The organism is Hymenobacter sp. CRA2 (genome assembly GCF_002007105.1).
Lineage (GTDB): Bacteria > Bacteroidota > Bacteroidia > Cytophagales > Hymenobacteraceae > Solirubrum.
Genome location: NZ_MVBC01000012.1, coordinates 131,297 through 154,817, shown reverse-complemented (window position 1 = coordinate 154,817; position 23,521 = coordinate 131,297). Strand labels below are relative to the sequence as shown.

Here is a 23,521-nt window from a genome sequence, read left to right as displayed (position 1 = left end):
AAGCTCCACTTCGGGCTACAACCTCGCGTCGCGGCTTGCGTTTCTTCCGGCATGAGCCGAGGTTTTGTAAAAGAAGACGATTCGCAGCAGCCGCCTATCATTCCGCCCCGGGCGGCCCTGCCACCCAATACGCCCAACTACGTGACGCCCCGCGGGCTGGAGTTGCTGCGCGAGGAGCTGGAAGCCCTCGATGCCGAGCGCAGCCAGGCCGAAGCCAACCGCGACAACGACACCGACCGCACGCGGCAGCTGAGCCTGCTCAACGGCAAACTCAGCCTGCTCAATGCCCGTCTTGCCAGCGCCAAAGTGGTGGACCCACGCCAGCAGCCGCCCGAGGAGGTTCGTTTCGGGGCCGCCGTGACGTTGCGCACCAAGAGCGGCGGCAAAGCGGGGCTGGAGCGTCGCTTTGCCATCGTGGGCGTGGACGAGGCTTCGGTGGCGGAGGGCAAGGTGGCTTTTGTGGCGCCCATTGCGCGGGCCGTGCTGGGGGCCCGCATCGGCCAGACGGTGCCCCTGCAGTTTGGCGCCCGCGAGGAGCTGGTGGAAATCGTGGGCATCAGCTACGACGCCGGAACGTAGCGCCGTCGGCAGATTTTCGGGTCGGGCGTAGCTTTGCCGCAACCCCTAACCCCGAACAGGTCGCATGATCGTTTACAAATCGGCTGACTGGTGGGATGCCTTCCGGCACCTGCGCAAGTCGCCCATCATCCAGAAGCTGCTGCAGCGCGTGCTGCTGCTGGGCGTATACAGTACCGCCGTGATTATTGTCGCCCACCGCTTCATGGGCTTCAAGGTCACCATCGATCCGCAGTACTTCTCGCTGCTGGGCATCCTGCTGAGCTTGCTGCTGGCCTTTCGCACCAACACCGCCTACGACCGGTTCTGGGAAGGCCGGCGGCTGTGGGGGCAGCTCACCAACAACTGCCGCAACCTGGCCGCCCTGCTGCACGCCCGCCTGCCCACCCACGACCGCAGCCACCGCTACCACCTGGCCAAGCTGCTCTCCAATTTCCCTATTGCCCTCGAAGGCCACCTGCGCGACGGCGTACGGTTCGAGCAGCTGGAAGACCTGCCCGGCAACCTGACGCAGAAGCTGCGCGAATCGGGCCACGTGCCCTCGTTGCTGTCGGCCTTGCTCCAGGAATTCTACGAGCTGCTGCTGCGCGAGGACGCCATCCTGCCCGCGCACCTCATCACCATTCAGCGCCACCACGAGGCCCTGCTCGACGTGTGCGGCGGTTGCGAGCGAATTCAGCGCACGCCCATCCCGTTTTCCTACAGCTTCTTCATTAAGGGCTTCATCACGGTGTTTCTGCTGGCCATGCCCTGGGTGTTGATCAACGCCTACGACTACTTCATGATACCCATCACCATGTTCGGCGCCTATGCGCTGCTCGGGGTGGAAATGATCGGCGACGAAATCGAAGACCCCTTCGGCCGTGACAGCAACGACCTGCCGCTGGCCCAGATGGCCCACCGCATGCGCGTCAACATCCACGAAATCCTGGGCGTGGAGCTGCCCGAAGCCAAAAAAGCCCTGGCCGACGCGCCCTACAGCGTGGTGCAGTAATCCCAAGAACCGTCTGTCATCCTGACGAAGAAAGGACCTTGCTACGCTAGAACGATAATCGTGACAACGACTCGTTCACACGTGGGAAGGTCCTTTGCCTTGGGCTCAGGATGAAAGGCAACGTTAGGCGCTGTGCTACTGCGGCAGCCGCGTCAGATCTACGATGCCGCCGCTGCCGTTGAGCCGGCGCAGCTGGTGGATGCTGGCCGCGTCGAACTCGTGGATGCTGAGCAGAGCTTCGATCAGGCGGTGCTGCCGCGCCAGCTCGGCCTGCATGAACGGGTCGGCGGCAATGATGGCCGTTTGGCCGCGCTGCAAGCTGGGCAGCTGCCGGTACTCCTCCACAAACATTTCCACGCTGTCCACAGTGGCCGTTGCACAGTGGCTGATGTGGCTTTCCTGCTTGTCTACGAGGAACTGTAGCGCCTCGTGTAGGGCAATGCAGGCATCGACGGCGTAGGGCGTGAGCGGCGTGCTGAAATCCGTCAGGCCGGGCGTGACGAAATCCAGCTTTTCCAGCAGCGCGGCGGCTTCCTCGGCGAAGAACTCACCCAGCGCGGAGTTATACAGCAGCTCCACGCCGCGCTCGTACACGGCCGGGCTGCCCCAGCTCACGGCCCGGCAAAACGCTTCGTACTGCGGCAGCAGCCGTTCGCAGACGAGCCCGGCAAAGGCGGCCTTCTGTCGGTCGGATAAGCTGTAGATGAGGGTTGCTGAGTCGTCGGCCATGCCGCAAAGCTAGCCGATGGCGCACTGTTGCTTCTTGTACAGGCCCGGCGTAAGGCCCTCGTGCTTGCGAAACAGCTTCTGGAAGTAGGCTGGATTGTTAAAACCAGTGCGGTAGCACACCTCGGCCACGGTGCTCAGCGGGTGGCGCAGCAGGCGCTTGGCCTCCTTCAGCCGCTCCTGAATGATGAACTCCACGGGCGTAAGGCCGAACTCACGCTTGAACAGGCGAAAGAAGGTGGCTTTGCTCATGCAGGCCAGTTCGCTGAGCTTTTCCACCGACAGTGGCTCGGCCAGGTTGCGCTTGATGAACTGCACCACGTGGGCGAAGCGGTGGGAGGTGAGGTGCTGGGCGTAGTTGTCGAAGATGAGCTTGCGGGCCTGGGTCTGCATCAGGCGCACCAGCAGCTCCTGCAGGGTAAAGCCGGCCAAGAGGTCCTTGGTCGGCGTGGTTTCCTGCGACACCCGGATGATGCGCTCCAGCGTGCCGGTCAGCTCCGGCGTGTTGCGCAGGTGCGCGTAGTCCTCCGCGTCGAGTTGCCAGGGCTGGTGCTCCTCCACGCGCGGGTACCGCTCGTTGAGCAAGTCCACGGTGGCCCGGATGGTATCGGCCGGAATGGCCACCGCCAGGCACTGCGTGGGGTTCTGCTCGTCGGCCTCCGGAAAGTCGATTTCCATGGTCTGCTCTTCGCCCACGATGACGGACTCGCCCGGCAGGTAGTCAAAAGCGGCGCGGCCGGGCAGGTGCATTACCTTCTTGCCGCGCAGCATGGTGGTCAGCACCAACGAGCCGAGGTTCAGCGGCACGCGCGCCGCCTGCTGGTGCGTCTCGAAGATGTTCAATTCGTAGGCGTTCAGCGAATACACCGTGCGGTGCTCGACCAGCGTGGTGAGGTCGGCGGGGTGGTGCAGGGCAATGGGGGAGGGCAACAACGTTCGGCTCATGGGCAACGGGGGAAGCCTTAAACTGACAACGCTACTTCCGGTACTGAAACAACCCGGAGTAGCGGTAATGGTTGCGAAATAGGGAGGCGCTACAGACTGATAACCAGTGGTTAGATGGTGGATCAGGCGGCTGAGCGGAAGAGCAGCGCGCATCCAAGCTCTGCTAATATAACGAACCTGCGCGAAGGAGTTGCACGGCTTCGGCGCGGGGTGAGCGAGTCCTTACCAACTTGCGACGATCGGTGAGGTTGTTGCGACAATAGTGCAGCGCTGCGAGCAGAAAAGGAAGGAGATTGGGCTACCCAAAAACCACAACACTTCCCATCCGCATGGAAACGCTAGAAAGAACCACCACCCTCGTCGACCGCCCCCAGTTCAAGGACCACTACGACAACTTCATCGGTGGCAAGTGGGTGGCACCGGTTAAAGGCCAGTACTTCGACAACCTCTCGCCCATCGACGGCAAGGCGTTTACCAAGGTGGCCCGCAGCACCAAGGAAGACGTGGAACTGGCCCTCGACGCGGCCCACGAAGCCTTCAAGACCTGGAAGCACGCCTCGGCCACCACGCGCAGCAACGTGCTGCTGAAGATTGCCGACATCATCGAGCAAAACCTGGAGCACCTGGCCGCGGTGGAAACCGTGGAAAACGGCAAGCCCATCCGCGAAACCCTGAACGCCGACCTGCCCCTGGCCGTCGACCACTTCCGCTACTTCGCCGGCGTCATCCGGGCCGAAGAAGGCTCGGTGGCCGAGCTGGATGCTACCACCGTGTCCCTGAACGTGCACGAGCCCATCGGCGTGGTGGGCCAGATCATTCCGTGGAACTTCCCGCTGCTGATGGCTACCTGGAAAATCGCGCCCGCGCTGGCCGCCGGCTGCTGCGTGGTAGTGAAGCCCGCCGAGCAGACGCCCGCCAGCATTATGGTGCTCATGGAGCTGATTCAGAATGTGGTGCCGGCCGGCGTGCTGAACGTGGTGAATGGCTTCGGGCTGGAAGCCGGCAAGCCACTGGCCAGCAGCCCGCGCATTGCCAAGGTGGCCTTCACCGGCGAGACGACCACCGGCCGCCTCATCATGCAGTACGCCTCCGAAAACATCATTCCCGTAACGCTGGAGCTGGGCGGCAAGTCGCCGAACATCTTCTTCAAGTCGGTAATGGATGCCGACGACGACTTCCTCGACAAGGCTATCGAAGGCGCCGTGATGTTTGCCCTGAACCAGGGCGAGGTCTGCACCTGCCCCTCGCGCATGCTCGTGCACGAAGACATCTACGACGAGTTCATCGAGCGCGTGGTGGCCCGCGTGAAGGCCATAAAGCTCGGCAACCCGCTCGACAAGGAAACCATGATGGGCGCGCAGGCTTCCAACGACCAGTTCGAGAAAATCCTGAGCTACCTGGAAATCGGCAAGGCGGAAGGCGCCGAAGTGCTGGCCGGCGGCGACGCGTACCAGCAGGAAGACGACGCGCTGTCGGAAGGCTATTATATCCAGCCGACCTTGTTCCGCGGCCACAACAAGATGCGCATCTTCCAGGAGGAAATCTTCGGTCCGGTGGTGTCGGTGACGACGTTTAAAACCACCGAAGAAGCTCTGCAGATTGCCAACGACACGCTCTACGGCCTGGGCGCCGGCGTGTGGACGCGCGACGCGCACGAGCTGTACCAGGTGCCGCGCGCCATCGAGGCCGGCCGCGTGTGGGTCAACTGCTACCACCACTACCCGGCCCACGCCCCCTTCGGTGGCTACCACAAGTCCGGTTTCGGGCGCGAAAATCACAAGATGATGCTCAGCCACTACCGGCAGAACAAGAACATGCTCATCAGCTACAGCCAGCAAAAGCTGGGCTTCTTCTAGCAGTGAAATAGTGAGGTGGTGAATTGGTGAGTTTGATGTTCCTGTATTCAGAACAGTACTCACCATTTCACCACCTCACCACTCACCTCTCAGCGCGTGGGGGCGCGCTGATACCGGTCCGGGCCCAGGGCGCCTGCCTTCTGTAGGCGCACCCGGCCCGGCCGGTACTTCGCCCCCGAGCCACGCTGCCCCGCGCTTTGTGCCGCCGCAGGCCGTGCCCGCCCCTTACGGCGTCAGCACGGCCTGCTGAGCATTGGTCCTGTGTTCTGCTAATCCCACCCGACATCTATGTCTGCTACTCCCACGCCCCGCGTGCTCGTTACCACTGCCGCCGAGGCCACCATTGATGTGCTGCGCGACGAGCACGGCCCGCTGATGTTTCACCAGAGTGGCGGCTGCTGCGACGGCTCCTCGCCGATGTGCTTTCCGGCGGGCGAGTTTCGCGTCAGCACCAACGACGTGTGGCTGGGCCGCATCCACGGCTGCGACTTTTTCATGAGCGCGGCGCAGTTTGAGTACTGGAAGCACACCTTGCTCACGGTGGATGTGACCAAGGGCCGCGGCGCCAGTTTCTCGCTGGAAATTCCGCTGGGCGTTCGGTTCCTGATCCGGTCGAGGTTGTTCACCGAAGAGGAGGAACAGAACCTGGCGCCGGTGTACGACGGGGAAGAGTACTTATCGCACGTAGCCGATACCTGAAGCGCTGAGCATACTCAACAATACCGGGGGAGGAAAACAGAATTTCTTCAGAATTACCTTTTAGTAACCGCCTCCGGTACGTATTAATCCGGATGCAGTGGCGGTAAACCACCGCGAAATGCGGGTTTTTTCATTGGCTTGAAGGAGTGCAAGGGGCGTACAGGTAGCCTACGTCCCCAACGATGGGGCTACAACACCACATCCAAAACCCCTTTCACGTTATGTTCTACCACGATAGAGAACTGCAGTACAAAGTCCGGGTCGATAAGCCCAACCCCGTGTTTGCCCGCATGCTGCAGCAGGCCATCGGCGGCATCGAAGGCGAAATCCGCGTGTGCCTGCAGTACCTGTTTCAGGGCTGGGGCGCCCGCGGCCCGGTGAAGTACCGCAACATGCTGCTGGAAACTGGCACCGAGGAAATCTCCCACATCGAGATGCTGGCCACGGCCGTGGCCCTGAACCTGGAAGGCGCTCCGATGAGCGTGCAGGATGAGTTTGCCAAGGACAAAGTAGTAGGCGCCGTTCTCGGCGGCATGGACCCGCGCCACGTGCTGTCGTCGGGCCTGGCCGCCATGGCGGTAGACGCCAACGGCGTGCCGTTCAACGGCTCGTGGGTAGTGGGCAGCGGCAACCTCGCCGCCGACATGCACGCCAACGTGATGGCCGAAGCCACCGGCCGCGTGCTGGCCACCCGTCTCTGGGAAGCCACCGACGACCCCGGCATGAAGGACATGCTGGCCTTCCTCATCGCCCGCGACACCATGCACCAGAACCAGTGGATGGCCGTGCTGGAGGAAATTGGCGGCCTGGGCGCGCACCCCATCCCCAACAGCTTCCCCCAGAGCGAGGAAAACCAGAACTTCAACTACGCCTTCGTCAGCACCTACATCGGCAACGACACCACCGAGGGTGGCCGCTGGACCAGCGGTCCGTCTATCGACGGCAAAGGTGAGTTCCAGGTAGTGAAGGCCGCGCCCATCGGCGGCGTACCGATGCTGGCTCCGCCCGACCCGCGCGGCCACGCCCAAACCGAGCAGATGACCACCATGGGGGCTGCAATGGGCACCGTCAGCGACAAGGTGAAAGGCGCCATGAGTGGCAGCGGCACTGGCGGCCACGGCCCGCTTGGCGGCTCCGGCGACAGCAGCAAGGCATAGCTTGCCCGGCGACAAACGCCAAACAGGCCCCGACCACTTAGTTGGTCGGGGCCTGTTTGGCGTTTGTCGAGCTAGTAGAATCGGCTATCGGGCGCGCACCGGCAGGCCTTCCAGCTGGGCGTAGCCAAGTTTCCAGAGGCCTTTGGGGTTCTTTTTCCAGATCAGCACGAAGTTGCCTTCGCCGATGCCGCTGGGCTGGCCCGGGCCGGCCGGCAGCACATCCACCGAGTAGGTGCCGCCTTCAAAGGCCGTTTGGGCATCGTTGGCGGAGGTGGCCACGTTCAGGCGCAGGTTCTCGATGGTGCCCATCGTGGCCCGGATCCACTTGTCGGATACTTCCGACTTGCCCTGGTAGTGGGCTTCGCCCTGCAGGAAGTGTACGTCGTCGGCCAGCAGGGTGTCGAGCTGAATGGCGTTGCGCGCGTTCCAGGCGGTGATGAACTGCTGGTCGAGGGTTTGCACGTTCACGGCCGGCTTTTCGGCTTCTTTCGTGCACGCCGCGGTGAGGGCGGAAGCCAGCAGAATGGCTGCAAATGCTTTCATGGGACGGTTTTGGTTGGAGTAGGAGGGAAAGCGAAAACCCAGGCCCGAAGGCCTGGGTTTTCGGGGACGGTCAGCTCAGCGGCCGCTTACCAGCTCTTGCGGCGCACTTCCGAGGAAGCGTACGGGGTCGAACGGTCGCCGTAGGAGTTGTTCGGCAGGTAAGCGCCCGCCATGTTGTTGGTGTTGTACATCATGGCCGGGGCACCCGAGGCGAAGCCGGTAGCGGCCAGGCCCGCGGGCTGCAGCGCTTGCTGCTGCAGGATCTGCGGCTGTTGGTTCGTTTGAGCCAGGGCTGCTTTGCGCTCGGCAGCTTCGGCGCGCTTGGCCAGGGCATTGCGCTCGGCGCGGGCGGCAGCGGCGCTGCGCTCAGCGCGTTCGGCGCGGTTAGCGGCGGCTACGCGGGCGGCCTCAGCGGCTTGGGCCTTGCGCTTGTTCTGGATGTTGCGGCCAATCATGTAACCAGTACCGGCACCGGCAGCGGCACCCACGGCACCGCCCACCACGCGGTTTTTCTTGTTGATGATGGCACCGGCGGCGGCACCGCCCAGGCCACCGATGATGGCGCCTTTGGCTTGCGGGCTTACTTTATTCTGAGCCTGTACCGTGGCCGACTGGGCGAGCATCACAAAGGCGAGCAGCAGGCTGAAGATATACGGGAGCTTTTTCATGGCTGGGTCTCGGTTTAGGGGTTCTGGTTAGGGAACCGGCAGTTAACTTTTGTTTCCAACTTCTGACTCAGGTTTTGCAAGCACTGTGCCAAAACTGGCTACAAGCCCCTAAACTGGTGTAGCCAAAAGAAGGTTACACGGGCCAAAACAACGCGTGGCGCACCAGCTCAGCAGCACGTAAAAACCGCCTTAACACGCGTGTTAAGGCGGTTTTTACGTGCTGCTGAAAATTTATTTCGTCAGCCAGCCATTGGCGTCGAGCCAGTTCTGCAGGCGGCCCATCCAGTCGTCTTTGGTAGTCTTGTTGTTCAGCCCGAAGCCGTGGCCGCCCTTGGGGTATAGGTGCATTTCCACCGGCACGCCGTGGTGCAGACAGGCCTCGTAGAAGCGCAGGCTGTTCTGCACTTTCACCGTCTTGTCGTCGGCGGCGTGCACCAGAAAGGTGGGCGGCGTCTGGGCCGTTACCTGCAGCTCGTTGCTGTAAAGCCGGATTTGCTCGGGCGTGGGCGTGGCGCCAAGGAGGTTGGTGCGCGAGCCGGCGTGCATCAGGCTATCCGAAAAGCTGATGACGGGGTAAAGCAGCACCTGAAAGTCGGGCCGCACGGAAGTATTGTCCCTGGCGTCGCCCGCGGGCCGGGCGAAGTGCGTGCCGGCCGTGCTGGCCAGGTGGCCACCGGCCGAGAAGCCCAGGATGCCCACGCGGGCGGGGTTGATGCCGTAGTTGGCCGCGCGCTGGCGCACCAGCCGGATGGCCTGCTGCGCGTCGAGCAGCGGGGCAATGGTTTTGTCGGGCTGGCTCTGGTCGTTGGGCAGGCGGTACTTCAGCACGAAGGCCGTGATGCCCATTTCGTTCAGGCGCTTGGCCACGTCGTAGCCCTCGTGGTCGATGGAGAGGCGGGCGTAGCCACCGCCCGGGCACACGATGACGGCCGTGCCGTTGGCCTTGTCGGCCGGCGCCCGAAATACGGTCAGGTTGGGCTGCACCACGTTGGAAATGCGCACGCCGCCGTTGGCCAGCGTCACGCTGGTTTCCTTCACGTCGCTGGGTTTGGAGTCGGGGATGGTACCGGAGTACAGGGGCTCTACGCTTTGGGCGCGGAGCAGCAGCGGGGAAGCAGTAGACACAAGCAGGGCCAGCAACAGGGTGCGCATGACAAGATGAGTTAACGGCCCTGGGAGCCGGGCCGGGATGAAAAACGCGCTTTTGGTGCCAATGTTCAACTTTTGCGGAGGCATTCTGCGTATGAGGCCGCAGTTTCTACTCCTCATTGCCCGCATGCGCCTGCCCTCCCCGTCGCCGCTCGTTGAGCTGTCGTACCGCCCCGATTTGCACATCCTGGTCGTGCGCTGGCTGAGCGTAACTACCGACGACGAAATCCGCCGGCTGTACCGGCACCTGGAGCACGTAAACGAGCCGCGCTGCCGCTACTGGCTGCTCGATGCCCGCCGCCGGCCTAGCTCCAGCCCCGTCACCACGCGCTGGGTGTTCGATGAGTTTGCCCCGGAAATGGCCCGGCAGCTGAACGGCCGGCTGTACTTCAGCTACCTCATTTCGCCTCTGCACCTGCTCGATGCCGAGAGCTTCCGCCGCATGCAGGAAGCCGCCGACGCAGAGTTGCCCTACCAGATTCACTACGCCAGCCAGGAAGGTGAGGCTACCGAGTGGCTGATCCGGGCCCGACAGCAGGAGCAGGCGGCCGGTTTGCTGGTCGAGCCTTAAAGCCCGTGCAGTAGGTAATTAGCCGCCCACGCCATTAGAGCCGCTGCACCAGCACCTGCACGTCGGTGTTGCGGCCGTGGTCATCGGCGCAGGAAATCTTCAGCGGCCCGGCCGCGGGCCGGATGAACACGGCCTCGGTGGGCGCGGCGGCCTGCACAAACCGGTCGTTGGCGTACCAGTACACCCGGCGCACGTCGTTGGCGGCCGCGCAGCGCAGCTGCAGCTGCTGGGAGTTGCCGCGCTCCAGCGCGTACTCGGCGTTGGGCGTGGGCGAGAGGATGCGCGGGGCCTGGGTGTCCGCGTCGTCGGAGCGCACGACGGCGCAGGCGGGGTTATGCGGTGGCCGTACGGCGTGCGGCAGGCCCTGCGCCGCTTTGAAGGCCAGCACCTCAGGCGTGAAGTTGGGATAAAGCACGCGCCGGTAGCCCGCGGCCGGCAGGCACACGCGGCAGTAGCTCACCGCCCCGTCAGCCGACACAAACACCTCCTGCTGATGCTCGCAGCGGCGCACGTCGGACACGCCGGGCAGGAAGTAATCCATGACCTGATCGGGGCAATGCTCGCCCGGCACCTGCCCGCTCACGGGGCACACCAGGCGGAAGTCCAGCTCCTTGGGCGGGGCATACCACTCGCCGCCGTCGTTGTAGCTCAGGGTATTGAACAGGTCAAAGAGCAGGGGCGTGGCCACGTCGGTGCCGGTGAGGGCCGGAGCGCCCTGCCCCCCGAAGTTGCCCACCCACACCCCGATGGTGTAGTGGCGGTTGTAGCCGATGCTCCACGCGTCGCGGCGGCCGTAGCTGGTGCCGGTTTTCCAGGCAATGCGCGGCAGGCGCAGGGCATTTTCGTAGCCCACCGGCAAGTCGGGCCGCACCAGCTGCGACAGAATATCGGTGACCAGAAAGGCTGAAGCTTCCGATACCAGCCGCGTCTCCGGGGCCGGCGCTGCAGCGCCACTCGGCGCCGAAAACCGCAGCGGCTGGCACCGCCCGCCGTTGGCCAGGGCCGCGTACACGCCCACCAGCTCTTCCAGCGAAGCCCCGCAGCCGCCCAGAATGGTGCTCAGCCCCAGTTGCGGCGCCTGCCGCGCCACCGTGCGGAAGCCGGCGCGCCGCAGCTGCTGGGCAAACTCGCCCACGCCCACCTGCTGCAGCACGTGCACGGCCGGGATGTTGAGCGAAAAAGCCAGGGCCCGTTCCAAGGTTACTTCGCCGTTGCAGCGCTTGTCGAAGTTTTCGGGCCGGAAACCGCCGAAGTTGGTGGGCACGTCGGGCAGCACGCGCTTGGGCGTGACCAAGCCGCGGTCCAGGGCTACGGCGTAGAGCAGAGGCTTCAGGGTACTGCCCGGCGAGCGGACGGCCCGGATGCCGTCGACCTGGCCCTGATTGAGCACGTCGCGGAAGTCGGCCGAGCCCACGTAGGCTTCCACGGCGCGGGTGCGGTTGTTGACCACCAGCACGGCCGCCTGCGTGATGCCCAGCGGGGCCAGCCGGCGCACGTAGTGGCGCGTCAGGTCCTCGGCCTTGGCTTGTTTGGCCCGCACCAGCGTGGAGGTTACGCCGCCATTGCCGCCCGCCAGCGGGGAAAGCGCCGCCCGTTGGCGGTAAAAGTCCTGCACCAGGCGGCGCGAAAGGTGCGGGGCCAGTTGCGGCGCGCTTTGGCGGCGGGCCAGCAGCGGCTCCAGCAGGGCGTTTTCGATGTCGCGGGCGGGAAATACGCCCTGCGCGCCCAGGCGGCGCAGCCACTTGTTGCGCGCGGCCAGCAGCGCCGCGTTGTGCCGGCCCGGCGTGAGCCCGGTGGGGTTGTTCGGCACGATGGTCAGCGTCACCGTCTGGGCCAGGGAGAGGTAGTGCGGGGGCTGGCCGTAGTAGAGCAGCGCAGCCGATTTTACACCTTCCACGTTGGAGCCGTAGGGCACCAGGTTAAGGTACAGCTGCAGGATTTCGTCCTTGGAATAATGGGCCTCCAGCTGCAGGGCGCGCAGCATTTCCTGCAGCTTGCCGCCCACGGTGCGCTCCTTGGGCTCCAGCAGCCGCGCTACCTGCATGGTGATGGTGCTGGCCCCGGTGCGGCGCCCCCGGCCCAGCGCGTTGCGGGCGGCCGCCTGCAGCAAGGCCACCGGGTTGATGCCCGGATGCCAGTAAAACCACCGGTCTTCTTTCGCCACCAAGGCCTTGCGCAGCGTGGGCGTGATGTCGCGCAGCTGGGCCGGCAGGCGCCACTTCTGGTCGGGCGAAAGGTAAGCGTGCAGCACCGAGCCGTCGGCGGCCAGCACCACGGGCGAGGCGGGCGGAACGGGCGGCAGCGGAAACAGCCAGTCCAGCCCTGCCAGCAGCAAGGCTAAAATGGCCAACCCGCCCAGAAAACGCAGCCCGCGGCGCTTGTTCATGCCCGCAAGATACAGCGCCACGCTGCGCACTGCGCGCCATCGGCGGGCTGCTTTCAGCGTATATTTCGCGGAATCTTCCGCGCCAGAACCATGATGACGGTCACCAGCGTTTCCCAACTCGATCCTAACAAGCACTATACCTACGCCGACTACCTGACGTGGCGCTTCGACGAGCTAGTGGAGCTTATTCGGGGCAAAGTACGCCTGATGAGCCCAGCTCCGTTACGCGCTCATCAGGAAGTCACCACCAATATCATCGGCTTGGTGAAGCCAGCCCTACGTGGCAAAACCTGCCGGGCATACGCAGCACCATTTGACGTGCGCTTGAGCCGGGCCACGCCCAACGGCGACGCAGCGGTGGAAACGGTGGTGCAGCCCGATATCTGTATCATCTGCGACCCGCAAAAACTCGATGTGCGTGGCTGCCTGGGCGCGCCCGACTGGATTATCGAAATCCTTTCGCCCGGCAATACCGCCCACGACACCAAAACCAAGTTCGACCTCTACGAGGAAACCGGCGTGCGCGAGTACTGGATGGTCACGCCCGGCCTGAAGAACATCGTCGTCTACCTGCTGATTGAGGGGCAGTACCAGCTACAGGGCGAGTACGCCGAACCCTGCGAAGTACCGGTGCACATGTTGCCGGGGCTGATCCTGGCCTGGGACGACGTGTTCGAAAATGTGTAGCCCCCGATGTAAAGACGTCGGGGCTGGCCAAAACGGCCAGTCCTACCGCGGCGGCACCGGCACGTCAATCTGCAGCTCAAAGTCGCGGGCAGGCGCGGCATCGGGCTGAGCCGAGTCGCGGTAGAGGAAGCGCACGGTGGAGTGGCCCGGCTTCAGGGCCCGGAAGTTGAACGCGACGTCCTCCGGCGTACCGGGCTTGGCTTTTTTGGGGCGTTTTTTCGAGGGTTTTTCCTCGGGATTGATCAGCTCCACCACGCCGTCGTTGATGGGCATCACCTCCCAGCGCATGCTGGAGCCCGCCGTGGTACCCAGCTTGATCTGCAAATCGTCGCCCTGGTTCACGGTGACGCGGCTGTGGTTGCCGTACTCGGTGATATTGACGCGCTTGGCCACGCCGGGCTTGTCGATGGTGAGGTAGACGTGGAAAAAGTCGCCGAGCGGCGAGTAGCCCGCGCCCGGCACGGCCGAGATGAACGTGAGGTCCACGCCGCCGGTGCCGAGGGTCTGGAGCTGGATTTCGTGGGTAGCTGGCGCGCCCGGTACGCCGCTGCTCAGGCCGGGTAGCACCAGGTTGCGCGTCACCGTCAGCAGGCCGGGGTAGTTCTGCGTCAGGCGCCAGCCGTAGCGGGCATTGGCCGTAGGCAGGCGCACCACGATAACGTCGCCTTGGGTGGCCTGTATCTGCTTGCCGTTGTCGGCGGCGGTGAGGTTGATGATATCGGCCCGCGCCGGGGCCGCAAATACGACGAATACGAGTAGGAGCAACGCCAGTAGTGGGCGCTGGCGCAATGAAGGAGTTGGTAGCATAGGTGGCAGAGGCTGAACGACCGAACCGCCAGCCCGGCGCAGGAATTTCCCACGCAAGACTGGCGGTTCGGTTGTACGGCCGCGCTACTGAAAGGCTATGGCCGGGCTTGAGGCTAGTGACGCAACTGGTTAAGCGGCAAGAGCATGGTGGACCTTTAATGAAAGTGCACAGCGGAACGTCATGCAGAGCGCAGCGCAGCATCTCGCGTGCTGACAGCAGGTGGCCAACCTGACGAGAAGGTTACTATCTGGCAAGATTCCTCGCTGCGCTCGGAATGACGTTCAACGGTCATCAACCAACGAAGCGGTAGAGATGCTTGGCTACGCCGACCTTCGGTTCGGCAGGCTCAGCATGACGACCAAAAGCATACAAAAAAGCGGTGCCACGGTCACTGACCGTGGCACTGCAAACCCACGTTGCTCCCAGTTACCGCACCCGCACCGTGCCCGCGCCGGCGTAGGAGTGGTATTCGGCGTTGTACATGGCGTCGGCGCTGACCGGGCCGAGCTTGAACGTGCCCTTGGACACGGCCCGGGCCAGGTAGTAGAACGACTTCGGCTGCGGCGACGCGGTGGTGAACAGGTTGATCCGGTCGTCGCGCACGTCCAGGTAGTCGGGCGTGGCCGCGTCGGTGGCCCAGGTGATTTCGCGCACCGCCCCGATGCGCGGATTCTCGATTTCCAGGCCGGCGGGCAGCAGGTCCGTCACGGCCACGTTGGGCACCTCGCCGGCGTACTGGCTGGCCTGCAAAGTGATTTTGACCACCACGAGGTCGTTCTGGCGGAACTCGGCGCGGCCTGTGGTTGATCCAAGGGGCTTGCCGGTGCGGTCCAGGAACTGCCGGCGCACCTGCAGGAACTGGTCTTCCTCGGGCACGCGGCCAGTGGGCGAAATGCCTTCCAGCGTCCAGAAGTAGTACAGGTTGCCGGTGCCGGCGGTGCGCAGGCTCAGGCGGCGGTTGGCTACGTTGTTTACTGCCAAGTCCTGCGGGCCTTTGTACTGACCGAGCACGGCGCCGGTGGCATCGGCCAGGGTGGCCGTGACGGTGGCGTTTTTGTTCTGGCGGGCCACTTTGCCCAGGGCCAGCAGCGCGAAGCTGCGTTCCTGCGTGTTCAGCCAGCCGGCCTGCTTCACCTGCCGCGAGAGTTGCCGGGCCATCTGGGCCACCAGCGGGTTCTGCGGGTCGGCTTCGATGAGGGTGTTCAGGGCCAGGCCCAGGTCGCGCACCGGCGAGTAGAACGAGCCGTCGAAGGCGCGGTGGGCGGCGGGCTCGTTGAAGGTGCGCGGCAGCAGGTCGCGGAAGCCCTTGGTCTGGCCCGACAAGGCGCTGGTGCTGGCCAGTACGAACCGCGAATCCTGGGCCAGCAGGCGCTGGTTCGCCCGGTAGTAGTTCAGCGCCACCGGATCGGGCAGGCCGGCCAGGGCCAGCACGTAGAGCGAGTAGGCAATTTCCTTTTTGGCAATGGTCTTCTGCCGGGCAATGTTGGCGGCGTCGAAGTACTGGTAGTCCTCGGTTTCGCGCTTGCGGATGCGGTACTGCAGGTAGCGCAGCGTTTTGTCGAGGATGCTCTGGTTCACGGCAAAGCCGGCGTGCTTGGCTTCGAGCAGGAAGTGGGCGGCGTAGGCGGTGGCCCACCAGTTGTCGTAGTCGCCGCCGGGCCAGTAGCTGAGGGCGCCGTTGTAGAGCTGCATGCTCTCAATCTTGCGGATGGCCTCCTGGACGTGGTAGTTAGGGTTGTAGCGCTGGGCCTTTTTGGTCTGCCCCAGCGTAGCCGCCAGGTCGGGGTAGTAAAGCTGCGGGAAGGCGGCCGACACGGTTTGCTCCAGGCAGCCGTAGGGGTACTGCAACAGGTAGCGCAGGTCTTTGCTGAACTCCGTCATCGGCGAGCGGCTGAGAACCAGCTGGCTGCGCTGGGCCGCGGCTATAAAGTCGGTGCGCAAGTCCAGCGCCTGCGCCTTGCCGCCCGCCACCACGCCCGAACCGGTGCGCATCTGCAAGGGCGAGGCCGGGCGGACGGGTAGTTCGATGGTTTCGGTGAAGGTTTCGCGTCCAACTTTCGCGGGAACAGTTACGGTGACTGTTACACTGCCGCTACCAACTTCTGGTTTTGCATTGATGCGAAAAACAACTCGTTGTTCGGCATTGGGACGAAGTTTGGCGACTTTACTATAGTTGTCGTTGGCACGCATTCGTTGCAAGGGCACCCCATCAACGCCGCCGGCAGATGTCCATTCAGATGGCTCAATAGCGCCAGTCGTTTTCTGTCTTACTGCCACAATCATTTCCTTCCCCGTCGTATTCGTCAGCGTCACCGGCACGTCAATCGTGTCGCCGGGGCTCATGAAGCGGGGCAGGGCGGTGCTGATGACCACCGGGTCGGCCACGCGCATGGTGTGCTCGGCCGAGCCGAAGGCGTCGCCCTTGTAGGCCACGGCCATCAGGCGCAGGGCCCCGCTAAACTGCGGCACGCGCATCTTTACCAGCACGCGGCCGTTGGCGTCGGCACGCTTCACGCCGCTCCAGCGGGCCACCAGCTGCACCCGGCGCGAGGGCACGGGCGTGGTGCGGCGGTTCAGGCCGTACCCGTCGCCGCCCGAGGAGGAGGTGCCCAGCTCGGGCAGCAGGAAGGGGTACACGTCGTGGGCCGAGACTTCCAGGGCGCGCTTCTGGTAGAAGTAGCCGAAGGGGTCGGGCGTGCGGTAGTTTTTCATCTGCAGAATGCCCTCGTCGACCATAGCCAGGGTCACGGCCGCGCCGGGCTTGGTCTGCACTTCCACCGTCTGCCAGGTCTGGGAGCGGCTCTGCGCCACGGCCTTGATGGCCACGGGCAGGCGGGCGTCGGGCTTCTCCACCGTCAGCGGCACGAAGCCCCGGGCCACGGTCAGCGGAATCTTGGAATCGGCCGACAGCGGGCGGATGGCCGTGGCCGTCACGTACACGTTGGGCACGTGGCCGGCGCGGATGGGCACCGTCACCTTAGCCGATTTCTCGTCGGTATCCACGTAGAAGTGCTCCAGCACGCGGTTGCGCTCCACCGTCACCAGCACGCGACCGGGGAAGGGCGTCTTGAGCAGCAGCGTGGCCTTGTCGCCGGGCTGGTACTTCTCCTTGTCGGCCTCGATCTGCACCTGCCCCTCGTTGCTCACCTCGAAGGCGTTGCTCTGGGTATCGCCGTAGCCGTAGGCGTAGAAGCGCTGGGCCACGTAGGTGGCCGCACCGGGCCGCGACACGCGTACCTCGTACTCGCCGGAGTACACCGGCGTGAAGTCCACGGCCGCCACCGGTCCGGCCACGATGGGCGTGTTGAGCACCGTCTGCTCCTTGCGCTGGGAGTTGTAGGTGTAGCGCCCGCCCTGGCGCTCCAGCACCGTTTCCCACAAGATGCGCACAATGCGCACCTGCCCGTTGGCCTGGGCGGCGGCGCCTTTCGGATTCAACGCCACGATGCGCAAAGGCAGGGCCTGCCGGGTGCTCACCAGCTCGGGCAGCTGCTTGATACCGAACATCACCTGCTGGGTCTGCACTTCGAAGCTAGCGAGGCGGTTGACCGGGCGGCCGGTTTCGTCGAACACGGTGGCGAAGGCGGTGCCTTCCAGCGTGCCGAGGTCGGTGTAGGCGGGCACTTCGTACTCGGCCACGGCGCGGCCCTGCTCGTCGGTGCGGGCCTCGCGCACGGCCTTTTCGAACCGCTCGTTCAGGGAGTTGTCGGAGCCTTCTTCGCCGTAGGAGCCGCGGCGCTCGGTGCCGCTCTGGATGGTAAAATCGTAGTCCTGGTAGTCCTTGGGGGCGAAGGGCTTCTGCTTAAGCGAGAATTCCACTTCCACCTTGCGGTCGGTAGCGGGCGGGCCGAATAGGTTCTGGGCCAGCACTGCGGCGCGCACCGTCTGGCCGGGCTGCACGGCTTTGGGCGTGGCCGTCACGGTTACTTTCAGGCGGTCGGGGATAAACTCCTCCACGCTCACCTGCCGCGAGGTCAGCAGTACGTCGTTGCCGGTCAGCACTTCCATCGTGTACAGGCCGGTCATCACCGCCGGCGGCAGGATAAACTGCGCCTCGAACGAGCCGTCGTTCTTGCTCAGGGTGCGGCGGTAGCTGGCGTATTCCTTGCCCGAGGGCAGCAGAAGGCGGATTTTCATGGGCACCGCACCGGGCGCGCGCCAGTCGTCGGTGCGCACCACGGTGTTGGTGCGGATGGTGTCGCCGGGGCGGTACAGGTCCCGGTCGCCGTAGAGGAAGGCCTGGAAGTGGGCCGGGTTGGCTTGCAGGCCGCCCACGTCGTAGCGCGAGGTTTCCACGCGGGCCCGCTCCAGCTCCAGGAAGGTGAAGTCGGCGCCGTTCTGCACCATCACCATAGCCAGCTGAAAGCGCGAGCTGGCCACGCTGTCGGCCTGCCCGAGCATGGCCACGCCGCCGGAGTTGGTCGAGCCGTTGAACATCACCTGGTTGTTCTGGCTGACGAAGCGCACCGCGGCCCCGCCCACCGGCTTGGCCGTGCGCAGGGAATTCACGAACACCATGGCCCCGCCGTTCTGGTCGCGCTTCACCACCACGCCCAGGTCCGACACGGCCACCAGCTTCGAGACCTGCAGCCACTGCCGCTCGGTGTCCTGCACCTTCACCACGTACAGCCCTTTCAGCTGATTGCCAAACTCCAGCTCATCCAGCGAGAGGTGCAACAGGCGCAGCGCCCCGGCTTTGGGCAGGCCCGAAGTCGTGTAAGTGCGCTCGGTGAGCAGGTTGCCGAAGTCCTCGGTGTTGTAGTAGTTGTAGCTGTGGTCGACATACTCGCCGTCCTCGTAGCTGCTGCCTTCGTCGCCGCCTTCCCCGTCCTCGCCGCCGTAGCCGTACTGCTGGCCGTTGCGCAGCAGCTCGCGGATGTTGTTGGCGTACACCTTGTAGATGCTCACCTTCACCTTGTCCACCTCGTTGATGCGCAGGCCGAGGTTGCGCAGGCCCTGGGCGCCGAGGTACATAGCCTTGTCGCCGTTGGCGAAGCTGATGCTGGGCCGCTCGTCGCCGAAAGACACCGTCTGGCTGAACGCCTCGGTAATCTGCCCGCCCAGGCTGCCGTAAGCGCCCGGCGCGAGGCTCACCGTGTAGCTTTTGCCCACCTCAAAGCCACCGCGCAGCACGAAGCCGCTTTCCAGCGCCTCCACCGCAAACGGCACCGTGGGCGACACCCGCACCACCGTCTGCGCCTGCTCGGCCGAAATGGGCTGGTCGGTCAGCACCGTCACCACCGGCTCGCCGTTGAGCAGGGAGCCGGTCAGCTCGCGCACCTGCAGTTGGCGCGGGTCCGGTACGGGGGCTGAGGATTCCAGCGTGCCCGCCGTGCCCTTGCCGCCGCCTACGGGCTTGAGGCCGGGCTCTACGTGCAGCTCCACCAGGGCGCCCGGCGCCAGCGGCTGCGTGGGCCGGATGCCCACCACGCGGTCGGGTTCGGCGGATATAACCTCGAACGGCACCGACTGCCCGCCCGCCGTCAGGCGCAGGCGCGGGCGGAGGTCGGCGGGGCGCACGGCGTAGTTAAACACCGCGTTGAGCCGGGCCTGCGGCTCGCTGCCCTGCTGCGAAGCCGTCCAGAACACCTGCGGCTCGCTCATGCGCAGGTAGGGCGTGTGAAACTCGGTGCGGTTGATTTTGGCCTTCTGCTTGCCGCTGGGCAGGCTTTCGGGCCGCAGCTCGGCCTTGAAGGCCGTGCTCGGCCGAAACGGCTCGGCCGGCGAAAACACCAGCTCCCGCTCCGAGGTCCACTTAAACTTGCCCCGCACCGCCGGCTCGAAGCGCACGACCTGGGTGGTGTCCCAGCGGTTGAGCTGGGCGTCGGTGGCCACCGGTTCGTCGAAGTTGAAGACCAGATTTTCGTACGGGTCGATTTCCTCGCCGTCGGCGGCGTTGGTTGCCGCGTTGTCATTATTGGGTTTGGAGCACGCGCATAGCAAGGCCAGCAGCACCAGCAGCGGCAGGCGGAGCAATCGGGGGGTAGGCATAAAATGGATAGGGGAGGAGGGTGGCGGCGGCCGGAAAGGTATATAAAAACGCGAATGGATAAGCGGTAGTATGCCCGCTTGTCGCGGAGTTGCAGGGTAGATTCGCCTACTTTTGCCCTGCTTCCTAACCCCGTTCTTAAGCCTTATTCCGCCGCGCTATGCTCCCCAAATTCACCGCTTTCGACGCCGCCAGCAACGAGGTAGCCCATGACTACGGCCGGGTGTTTGAGCACGAGCGGTTTGAGCAATTCGAGCGGCTCAAAATCGGGGCTTCCAGCGCCGCCATCGGCCTGCTGCGCCAACTGAGCGAGTGCCTGCCCGCGCCATATTTCTGCCTGTATGTGCTAGTGGTCAGTCGGGAAGGCGAGGAGCAGGGGCGCTACCAGTCCCCGCCGCTGGAAACCACGGCCGAGCTGACCGACTTCCTGCAGGAATTTGCCCCGTTGCTGACTACCGACGGGCGGCACCACCTCTGGGCCGGTGCTACAGACAAGAGCGGCCTGCTTATCTATGATCGGCACAACGTGATTTACGCCTACGGCCCGCTGGAAGCCTATAAAACGGCCCTGGAAGCCCTCAGTTACCGTGAGCAGGCGTTTGGCTTCCCCGTTCCGCACGCCCATCACTTCCACGCCGAAAACGACGAGCAGGTAAGGCGGCTATTGGCGCACTGGGACTGGCAGTGGTTCCCGTTGGCCCCATCCGACGAAGAATGAGCAGCCCCAAACCCATCGAACAGCGCCTGGCGGCTCTACTCAATGGCCAAGGCTACGCACTGCGCCTGAAAACCAAGAACGAAACCGAGCCGGTAAGCTGGGGGCAGTGGCTGGGTGTGCCTGTGCCCGGCTACATCGAAATCAATGGCCCGTGGCCGGTGCGGGAGGTGGAATGGGTAGAAGTCAACCCGGTTGTCACGACCTTTCAAGGACGTTTGATTCCCCCGCAGGTGGCCGATCATACGGCCGACCTCACCCGACAACTGAAGAGTGCCAGTCTCTCCTTCAGCGTGACCAACGATGGCTACCTGCGCATCCTTCTGTCGCCACGGTAAAGAGTAGTCCATTGGAATCAGGCCGGCCTATAACACCCGCGCCGGCGGCCGAATGGATTAGCATCCGTTCGGCCGCCGGCGCGAGGCAGCAAGGCTTAACCCTTACTGCTTGGCAATGATGTTGAAATTCAGCGTAAAATCGTTGTCGATGGCCTTGTCGCCGAGCCGGTCAAAAAACGAGTTGGAGCCGTAGCGGATGTCGAACTTGGTGCGGTCCACGTTGACGCTGCCCGAGGCGGCGGCCAGGCCGTTCTTGATGCCCACTTTGGCCGGGAACAGCAGCCCCATCGACTTGCCCTTGATGGTGAGCACGCCTGCAATCAGGGTGTTGTTGCCGGAGTCGTCCACCTTCGTGTATTTCAGGCTTTTGATGACGAACGTGGCCGTGGGGTGCTGCGCCACCCCGAAGAAGTCGTCTGACTTGAGGTGGGTGACGAGTTTGGCGTTGGTTTCGGCGTCCTCCACGTCTTCATCGAGGATGGTGCCCATGTCGACCACAAAGGAGCCGCCCACCAACTGGTTGTTGTGTACCTGCAGCTGGCCCTCTTTCAGCTCCACCGTGCCGTTGTGGCGGCCCGTGACCTTGCGCCCGATCCAGCCTACGCTGCTCACCTGGGGTTCCACCTGAAAAGTGGCCGTGGCCTTGACGTTGTTGAAGGCAGGTTTGATGTGCGCCGCCGGAGGTAGCGTCGTGGCTTGAGCCGTGTTTTGGGCCGAAGCCGCGCCAGCGGTGCCCAGCAGCAGGCCAGTAAAAAGGAGTAACGAATGTTTCATGTAGTAGAAGAGGCTGCCGAAATGGTGGAAATGACTAATGGCGAGGTGAAATATAAATATATTTTTGATGTACATACATAGTTCGTGGTAATGCAGGAAAAAAACTGTGAATAGTGCCAGGCTCATGTAATCCGGCCTTTGAAGCCGCTGAAGCTTATCTGCGTTGTTCACACGTGCTTCAGATGAGTACACCTGCATACCCGATCCAATGCACCGCAACCTGATTCTAACCTATTTGCTGCTTGGGGGCCTTTCCAAGTACCTAGTTGCCTGACCCCAGTGGAGCGGGTACCTACCGAATGGACTTAGCTACTCATTACGCCGCCATGTGGGCCCGGGCCCTCCCGCAGCTGCAAGCCAATGCCCTGCGCCTCGATGCGCCACTCGACGACCCGCAGGACGCACGGCGCGGCCTCACGCTCATTGCCCGGCCCGACGCTGCACTGCAGGCAGCCGTGCAAGAACTGCTAGCCGAGCTGCGGGCTCTGGAGCCCGAACAGTACTACTACCCGCTCACCGATTTGCACGTGACCGTACTGACGCCCCTGTCGGCGGTGGCGGGGTTTCGTCTGGAGCACGTCGATGCAGCCGCTTACAGCCGCGTCATTGCAACGGCGCTGGCCCGGGTGCCCGCCTTTAGTATTGATTTTCGCGGCCTTACGCTGTCGGCCGAGGCCGTGCTACTGCAAGGCTTCCCGCAGGGTACTGCCCTGAGCGAGTTGCGCGCGACGCTTCGAGCGGCGCTCATGGCCTCGGGCCTGCCCCAAACGGTGGATCAGCGCTACGTGCTCCAGACGGCCCACACCACCGTTATGCGTTTTCGGCGGCCGCTGCGCGAGCCGGGGGCGTTTCGGCAGGCGCTGGAGCGGTGGCGGGCGCAGCCGTTCGGGGCCGTGCCCGTCTATACCCTGGAGCTGGTATACAACGACTGGTGCCACCGGCGCGCATCGGTGCAGCCGCTGGCTGAATTTTCCTTGCCCGGCCCGCAAATTTTACGCAACCGGTAGTACTTTCGAAGTCTGACTGACGAGCTGCATAAAGGCTTGAGCCGGCGCTAACTAAAGCGTGGCTGCCTGCGTTTGAATTGTTATCTTTCCCCTATTCGTATGCGACCATTTCTACTTCCTGTTCTCGGCGCCTTTGCCCTCACGCTCGGGACCCTTACGGCATCAGCCCAGAAGGGTGGCATGGTGCAAACCTTTATGGGTAGCACCGTGGTGCTGACCAACGGCGACACCCTGCACGGCCCCCTCGCGCTGCGCCAGGACATGGACCTGCTGCTCATCACCATGCCCGATAGAACCGTGCGCACGGTGCCGGCGCTGGCCGTGCGCACCTTTGCCGTGCGTGGGGAGCTGATTCGGCACGAAGGCCTGCTCGCTACGACCCGTGACCCTTTGGGCCCCGGCATCAGCCCGGTGCAGGTGCGGCGGCGCTGGCACGACGTGCAGCGCGCGCGCCCGTTTCTGGTGTACCCTTGGGACCACGACCGGGATAATTCGGCCATGACCACGCCCGCTTTTTTTGAGCGCCTGAACGGTGGCCCGTTCGTTCTGCTGCGCCGCCAGCAGCTGGTGCAGCGCTCCACGGCCGCCTCCGATCCGTACCTGCCGTCGGCCCTGGGCAACCTGCCGTACCGGCGCAGCAGCGCGCGGTATTACTACACTGACGTGCGCGAAAGCTTTTACCTGGGCACGCCCCAGGGCACGGTCGTGGCGTTGCGGCGGCCCAAGCGTGACCTGCTGGCGTACTTTCCGGCCGAAGCCGATGCCATCGAGCAGTACGCCCGCGACAACGGCCTGAGCTTCACCGACAGCTTCCACCTGGCGCGGCTGGTCGATTACGCCAACTCCCTGCGTACGCTGGCCGTGCAGTAAAAGCGGCTGATAAGCACGGTTTCGGGTCTGCGTTGGCGGACAGGGAAGAACACACATTCGTTG

The 23,521-nt window shown here is 64.0% G+C and carries 20 protein-coding genes; 11 read left to right on the top strand and 9 right to left on the bottom strand.

What is annotated here, in order from left to right:
- Nucleotides 1-51 precede the first annotated feature (51 nt).
- Nucleotides 52-579, top strand: coding sequence for a GreA/GreB family elongation factor (locus tag B0919_RS18350; protein WP_078013741.1), 528 nt, complete (start codon nt 52-54; stop codon nt 577-579).
- 64 nt (nt 580-643) lie between these two features.
- Entirely contained in the window at nt 644-1,570 is a 927-nt protein-coding gene (locus tag B0919_RS18345) for a bestrophin family protein (protein WP_078013740.1), read from the top strand.
- A 135-nt stretch (nt 1,571-1,705) separates the two neighbouring features.
- Here the strand turns inward: B0919_RS18345 and B0919_RS18340 are convergent, their stop codons facing one another.
- Nucleotides 1,706-2,299 carry a DUF416 family protein gene (locus B0919_RS18340; protein WP_078013739.1) on the bottom strand — a complete coding sequence of 198 codons (594 nt, stop codon included), beginning with the start codon at nt 2,297-2,299 and terminating at the stop codon, nt 1,706-1,708.
- 9 nt (nt 2,300-2,308) lie between these two features.
- The gene (locus B0919_RS18335) at nt 2,309-3,241 is read right to left on the bottom strand and encodes an AraC family transcriptional regulator (RefSeq protein ID WP_078013738.1); all 933 of its coding nucleotides are present in this window, start codon (nt 3,239-3,241) and stop codon (nt 2,309-2,311) included.
- 329 nt (nt 3,242-3,570) lie between these two features.
- Between B0919_RS18335 and B0919_RS18330 the strand changes: the two genes are divergently transcribed.
- From B0919_RS18330 to B0919_RS18320, 3 genes are all read left to right on the top strand, one after another.
- Nucleotides 3,571-5,097, top strand: coding sequence for an aldehyde dehydrogenase family protein (locus tag B0919_RS18330; protein ID WP_078013737.1), 1,527 nt, complete (start codon nt 3,571-3,573; stop codon nt 5,095-5,097).
- Between the two features lie 288 nt (nt 5,098-5,385).
- A complete protein-coding gene (locus B0919_RS18325; RefSeq protein ID WP_078013736.1) occupies nt 5,386-5,796 on the top strand; it encodes a DUF779 domain-containing protein in 411 nt (136 codons plus the stop codon).
- A 221-nt stretch (nt 5,797-6,017) separates the two neighbouring features.
- Entirely contained in the window at nt 6,018-6,953 is a 936-nt protein-coding gene (locus tag B0919_RS18320) for a manganese catalase family protein (RefSeq protein ID WP_078013735.1), read from the top strand.
- Nucleotides 6,954-7,037: 84 nt separating this feature from the next.
- Here the strand turns inward: B0919_RS18320 and B0919_RS18315 are convergent, their stop codons facing one another.
- The 3 genes from B0919_RS18315 to B0919_RS18305 all read right to left on the bottom strand — a co-directional run bounded on the left by B0919_RS18315 (nt 7,038) and on the right by B0919_RS18305 (nt 9,316).
- Entirely contained in the window at nt 7,038-7,496 is a 459-nt protein-coding gene (locus tag B0919_RS18315; protein WP_078013734.1) for a nuclear transport factor 2 family protein, read from the bottom strand.
- An 86-nt stretch (nt 7,497-7,582) separates the two neighbouring features.
- Complete coding sequence (locus tag B0919_RS18310; RefSeq protein WP_078013733.1) at nt 7,583-8,164, bottom strand: YMGG-like glycine zipper-containing protein; 582 nt, start codon at nt 8,162-8,164, stop codon at nt 7,583-7,585.
- Between the two features lie 231 nt (nt 8,165-8,395).
- Complete coding sequence (locus tag B0919_RS18305; RefSeq protein ID WP_078013732.1) at nt 8,396-9,316, bottom strand: alpha/beta hydrolase; 921 nt, start codon at nt 9,314-9,316, stop codon at nt 8,396-8,398.
- Between the two features lie 124 nt (nt 9,317-9,440).
- Here B0919_RS18305 and B0919_RS18300 point away from each other — a divergent pair, with 124 nt between their 5' ends.
- Complete coding sequence (locus B0919_RS18300) at nt 9,441-9,884, top strand: hypothetical protein (RefSeq protein WP_078013731.1); 444 nt, start codon at nt 9,441-9,443, stop codon at nt 9,882-9,884.
- 34 nt (nt 9,885-9,918) lie between these two features.
- Here B0919_RS18300 and pbpC read toward each other — a convergent pair whose 3' ends face one another.
- Nucleotides 9,919-12,270, bottom strand: a complete 2,352-nt coding sequence (gene pbpC / locus B0919_RS18295; RefSeq protein WP_078013730.1) for a penicillin-binding protein 1C — start codon at nt 12,268-12,270, stop codon at nt 9,919-9,921.
- 90 nt (nt 12,271-12,360) lie between these two features.
- Here pbpC and B0919_RS18290 point away from each other — a divergent pair, with 90 nt between their 5' ends.
- Nucleotides 12,361-12,957, top strand: coding sequence for a Uma2 family endonuclease (locus B0919_RS18290; protein WP_078013729.1), 597 nt, complete (start codon nt 12,361-12,363; stop codon nt 12,955-12,957).
- Between the two features lie 42 nt (nt 12,958-12,999).
- On the opposite strand, the gene B0919_RS18285 is transcribed toward B0919_RS18290, so the two are convergent.
- Both B0919_RS18285 and B0919_RS18280 read right to left on the bottom strand, forming a co-directional pair.
- Nucleotides 13,000-13,764, bottom strand: coding sequence for a protease inhibitor I42 family protein (locus B0919_RS18285; RefSeq protein ID WP_078013728.1), 765 nt, complete (start codon nt 13,762-13,764; stop codon nt 13,000-13,002).
- Nucleotides 13,765-14,191: 427 nt separating this feature from the next.
- Complete coding sequence (locus tag B0919_RS18280) at nt 14,192-19,756, bottom strand: alpha-2-macroglobulin family protein (RefSeq protein ID WP_139362236.1); 5,565 nt, start codon at nt 19,754-19,756, stop codon at nt 14,192-14,194.
- Between the two features lie 158 nt (nt 19,757-19,914).
- Between B0919_RS18280 and B0919_RS18275 the strand changes: the two genes are divergently transcribed.
- Both B0919_RS18275 and B0919_RS18270 read left to right on the top strand, forming a co-directional pair.
- Nucleotides 19,915-20,472 (top strand): hypothetical protein, encoded by a 558-nt coding sequence (locus tag B0919_RS18275; RefSeq protein ID WP_078013726.1) that lies wholly within the window; start codon nt 19,915-19,917, stop codon nt 20,470-20,472.
- Nucleotides 20,469-20,807, top strand: coding sequence for a DUF6678 family protein (locus tag B0919_RS18270; protein ID WP_078013725.1), 339 nt, complete (start codon nt 20,469-20,471; stop codon nt 20,805-20,807). The genes B0919_RS18275 and B0919_RS18270 overlap by 4 nt, the downstream gene beginning before the upstream one ends.
- A 102-nt stretch (nt 20,808-20,909) precedes the next feature.
- Here the strand turns inward: B0919_RS18270 and B0919_RS18265 are convergent, their stop codons facing one another.
- On the bottom strand, nt 20,910-21,581 hold the full coding sequence (locus B0919_RS18265) for a YceI family protein (RefSeq protein WP_176133117.1): 672 nt from the start codon (nt 21,579-21,581) through the stop codon (nt 20,910-20,912).
- 299 nt (nt 21,582-21,880) lie between these two features.
- Here B0919_RS18265 and B0919_RS25380 point away from each other — a divergent pair, with 299 nt between their 5' ends.
- Nucleotides 21,881-22,588, top strand: coding sequence for a 2'-5' RNA ligase family protein (locus tag B0919_RS25380; protein ID WP_176133116.1), 708 nt, complete (start codon nt 21,881-21,883; stop codon nt 22,586-22,588).
- A gap of 99 nt (nt 22,589-22,687) precedes the next feature.
- Nucleotides 22,688-23,458: a hypothetical protein gene (locus B0919_RS18255; RefSeq protein ID WP_139362235.1), complete on the top strand. Its 771-nt coding sequence runs from the start codon at nt 22,688-22,690 to the stop codon at nt 23,456-23,458.
- The last annotated feature ends 63 nt before the right edge of the window (nt 23,459-23,521 follow it).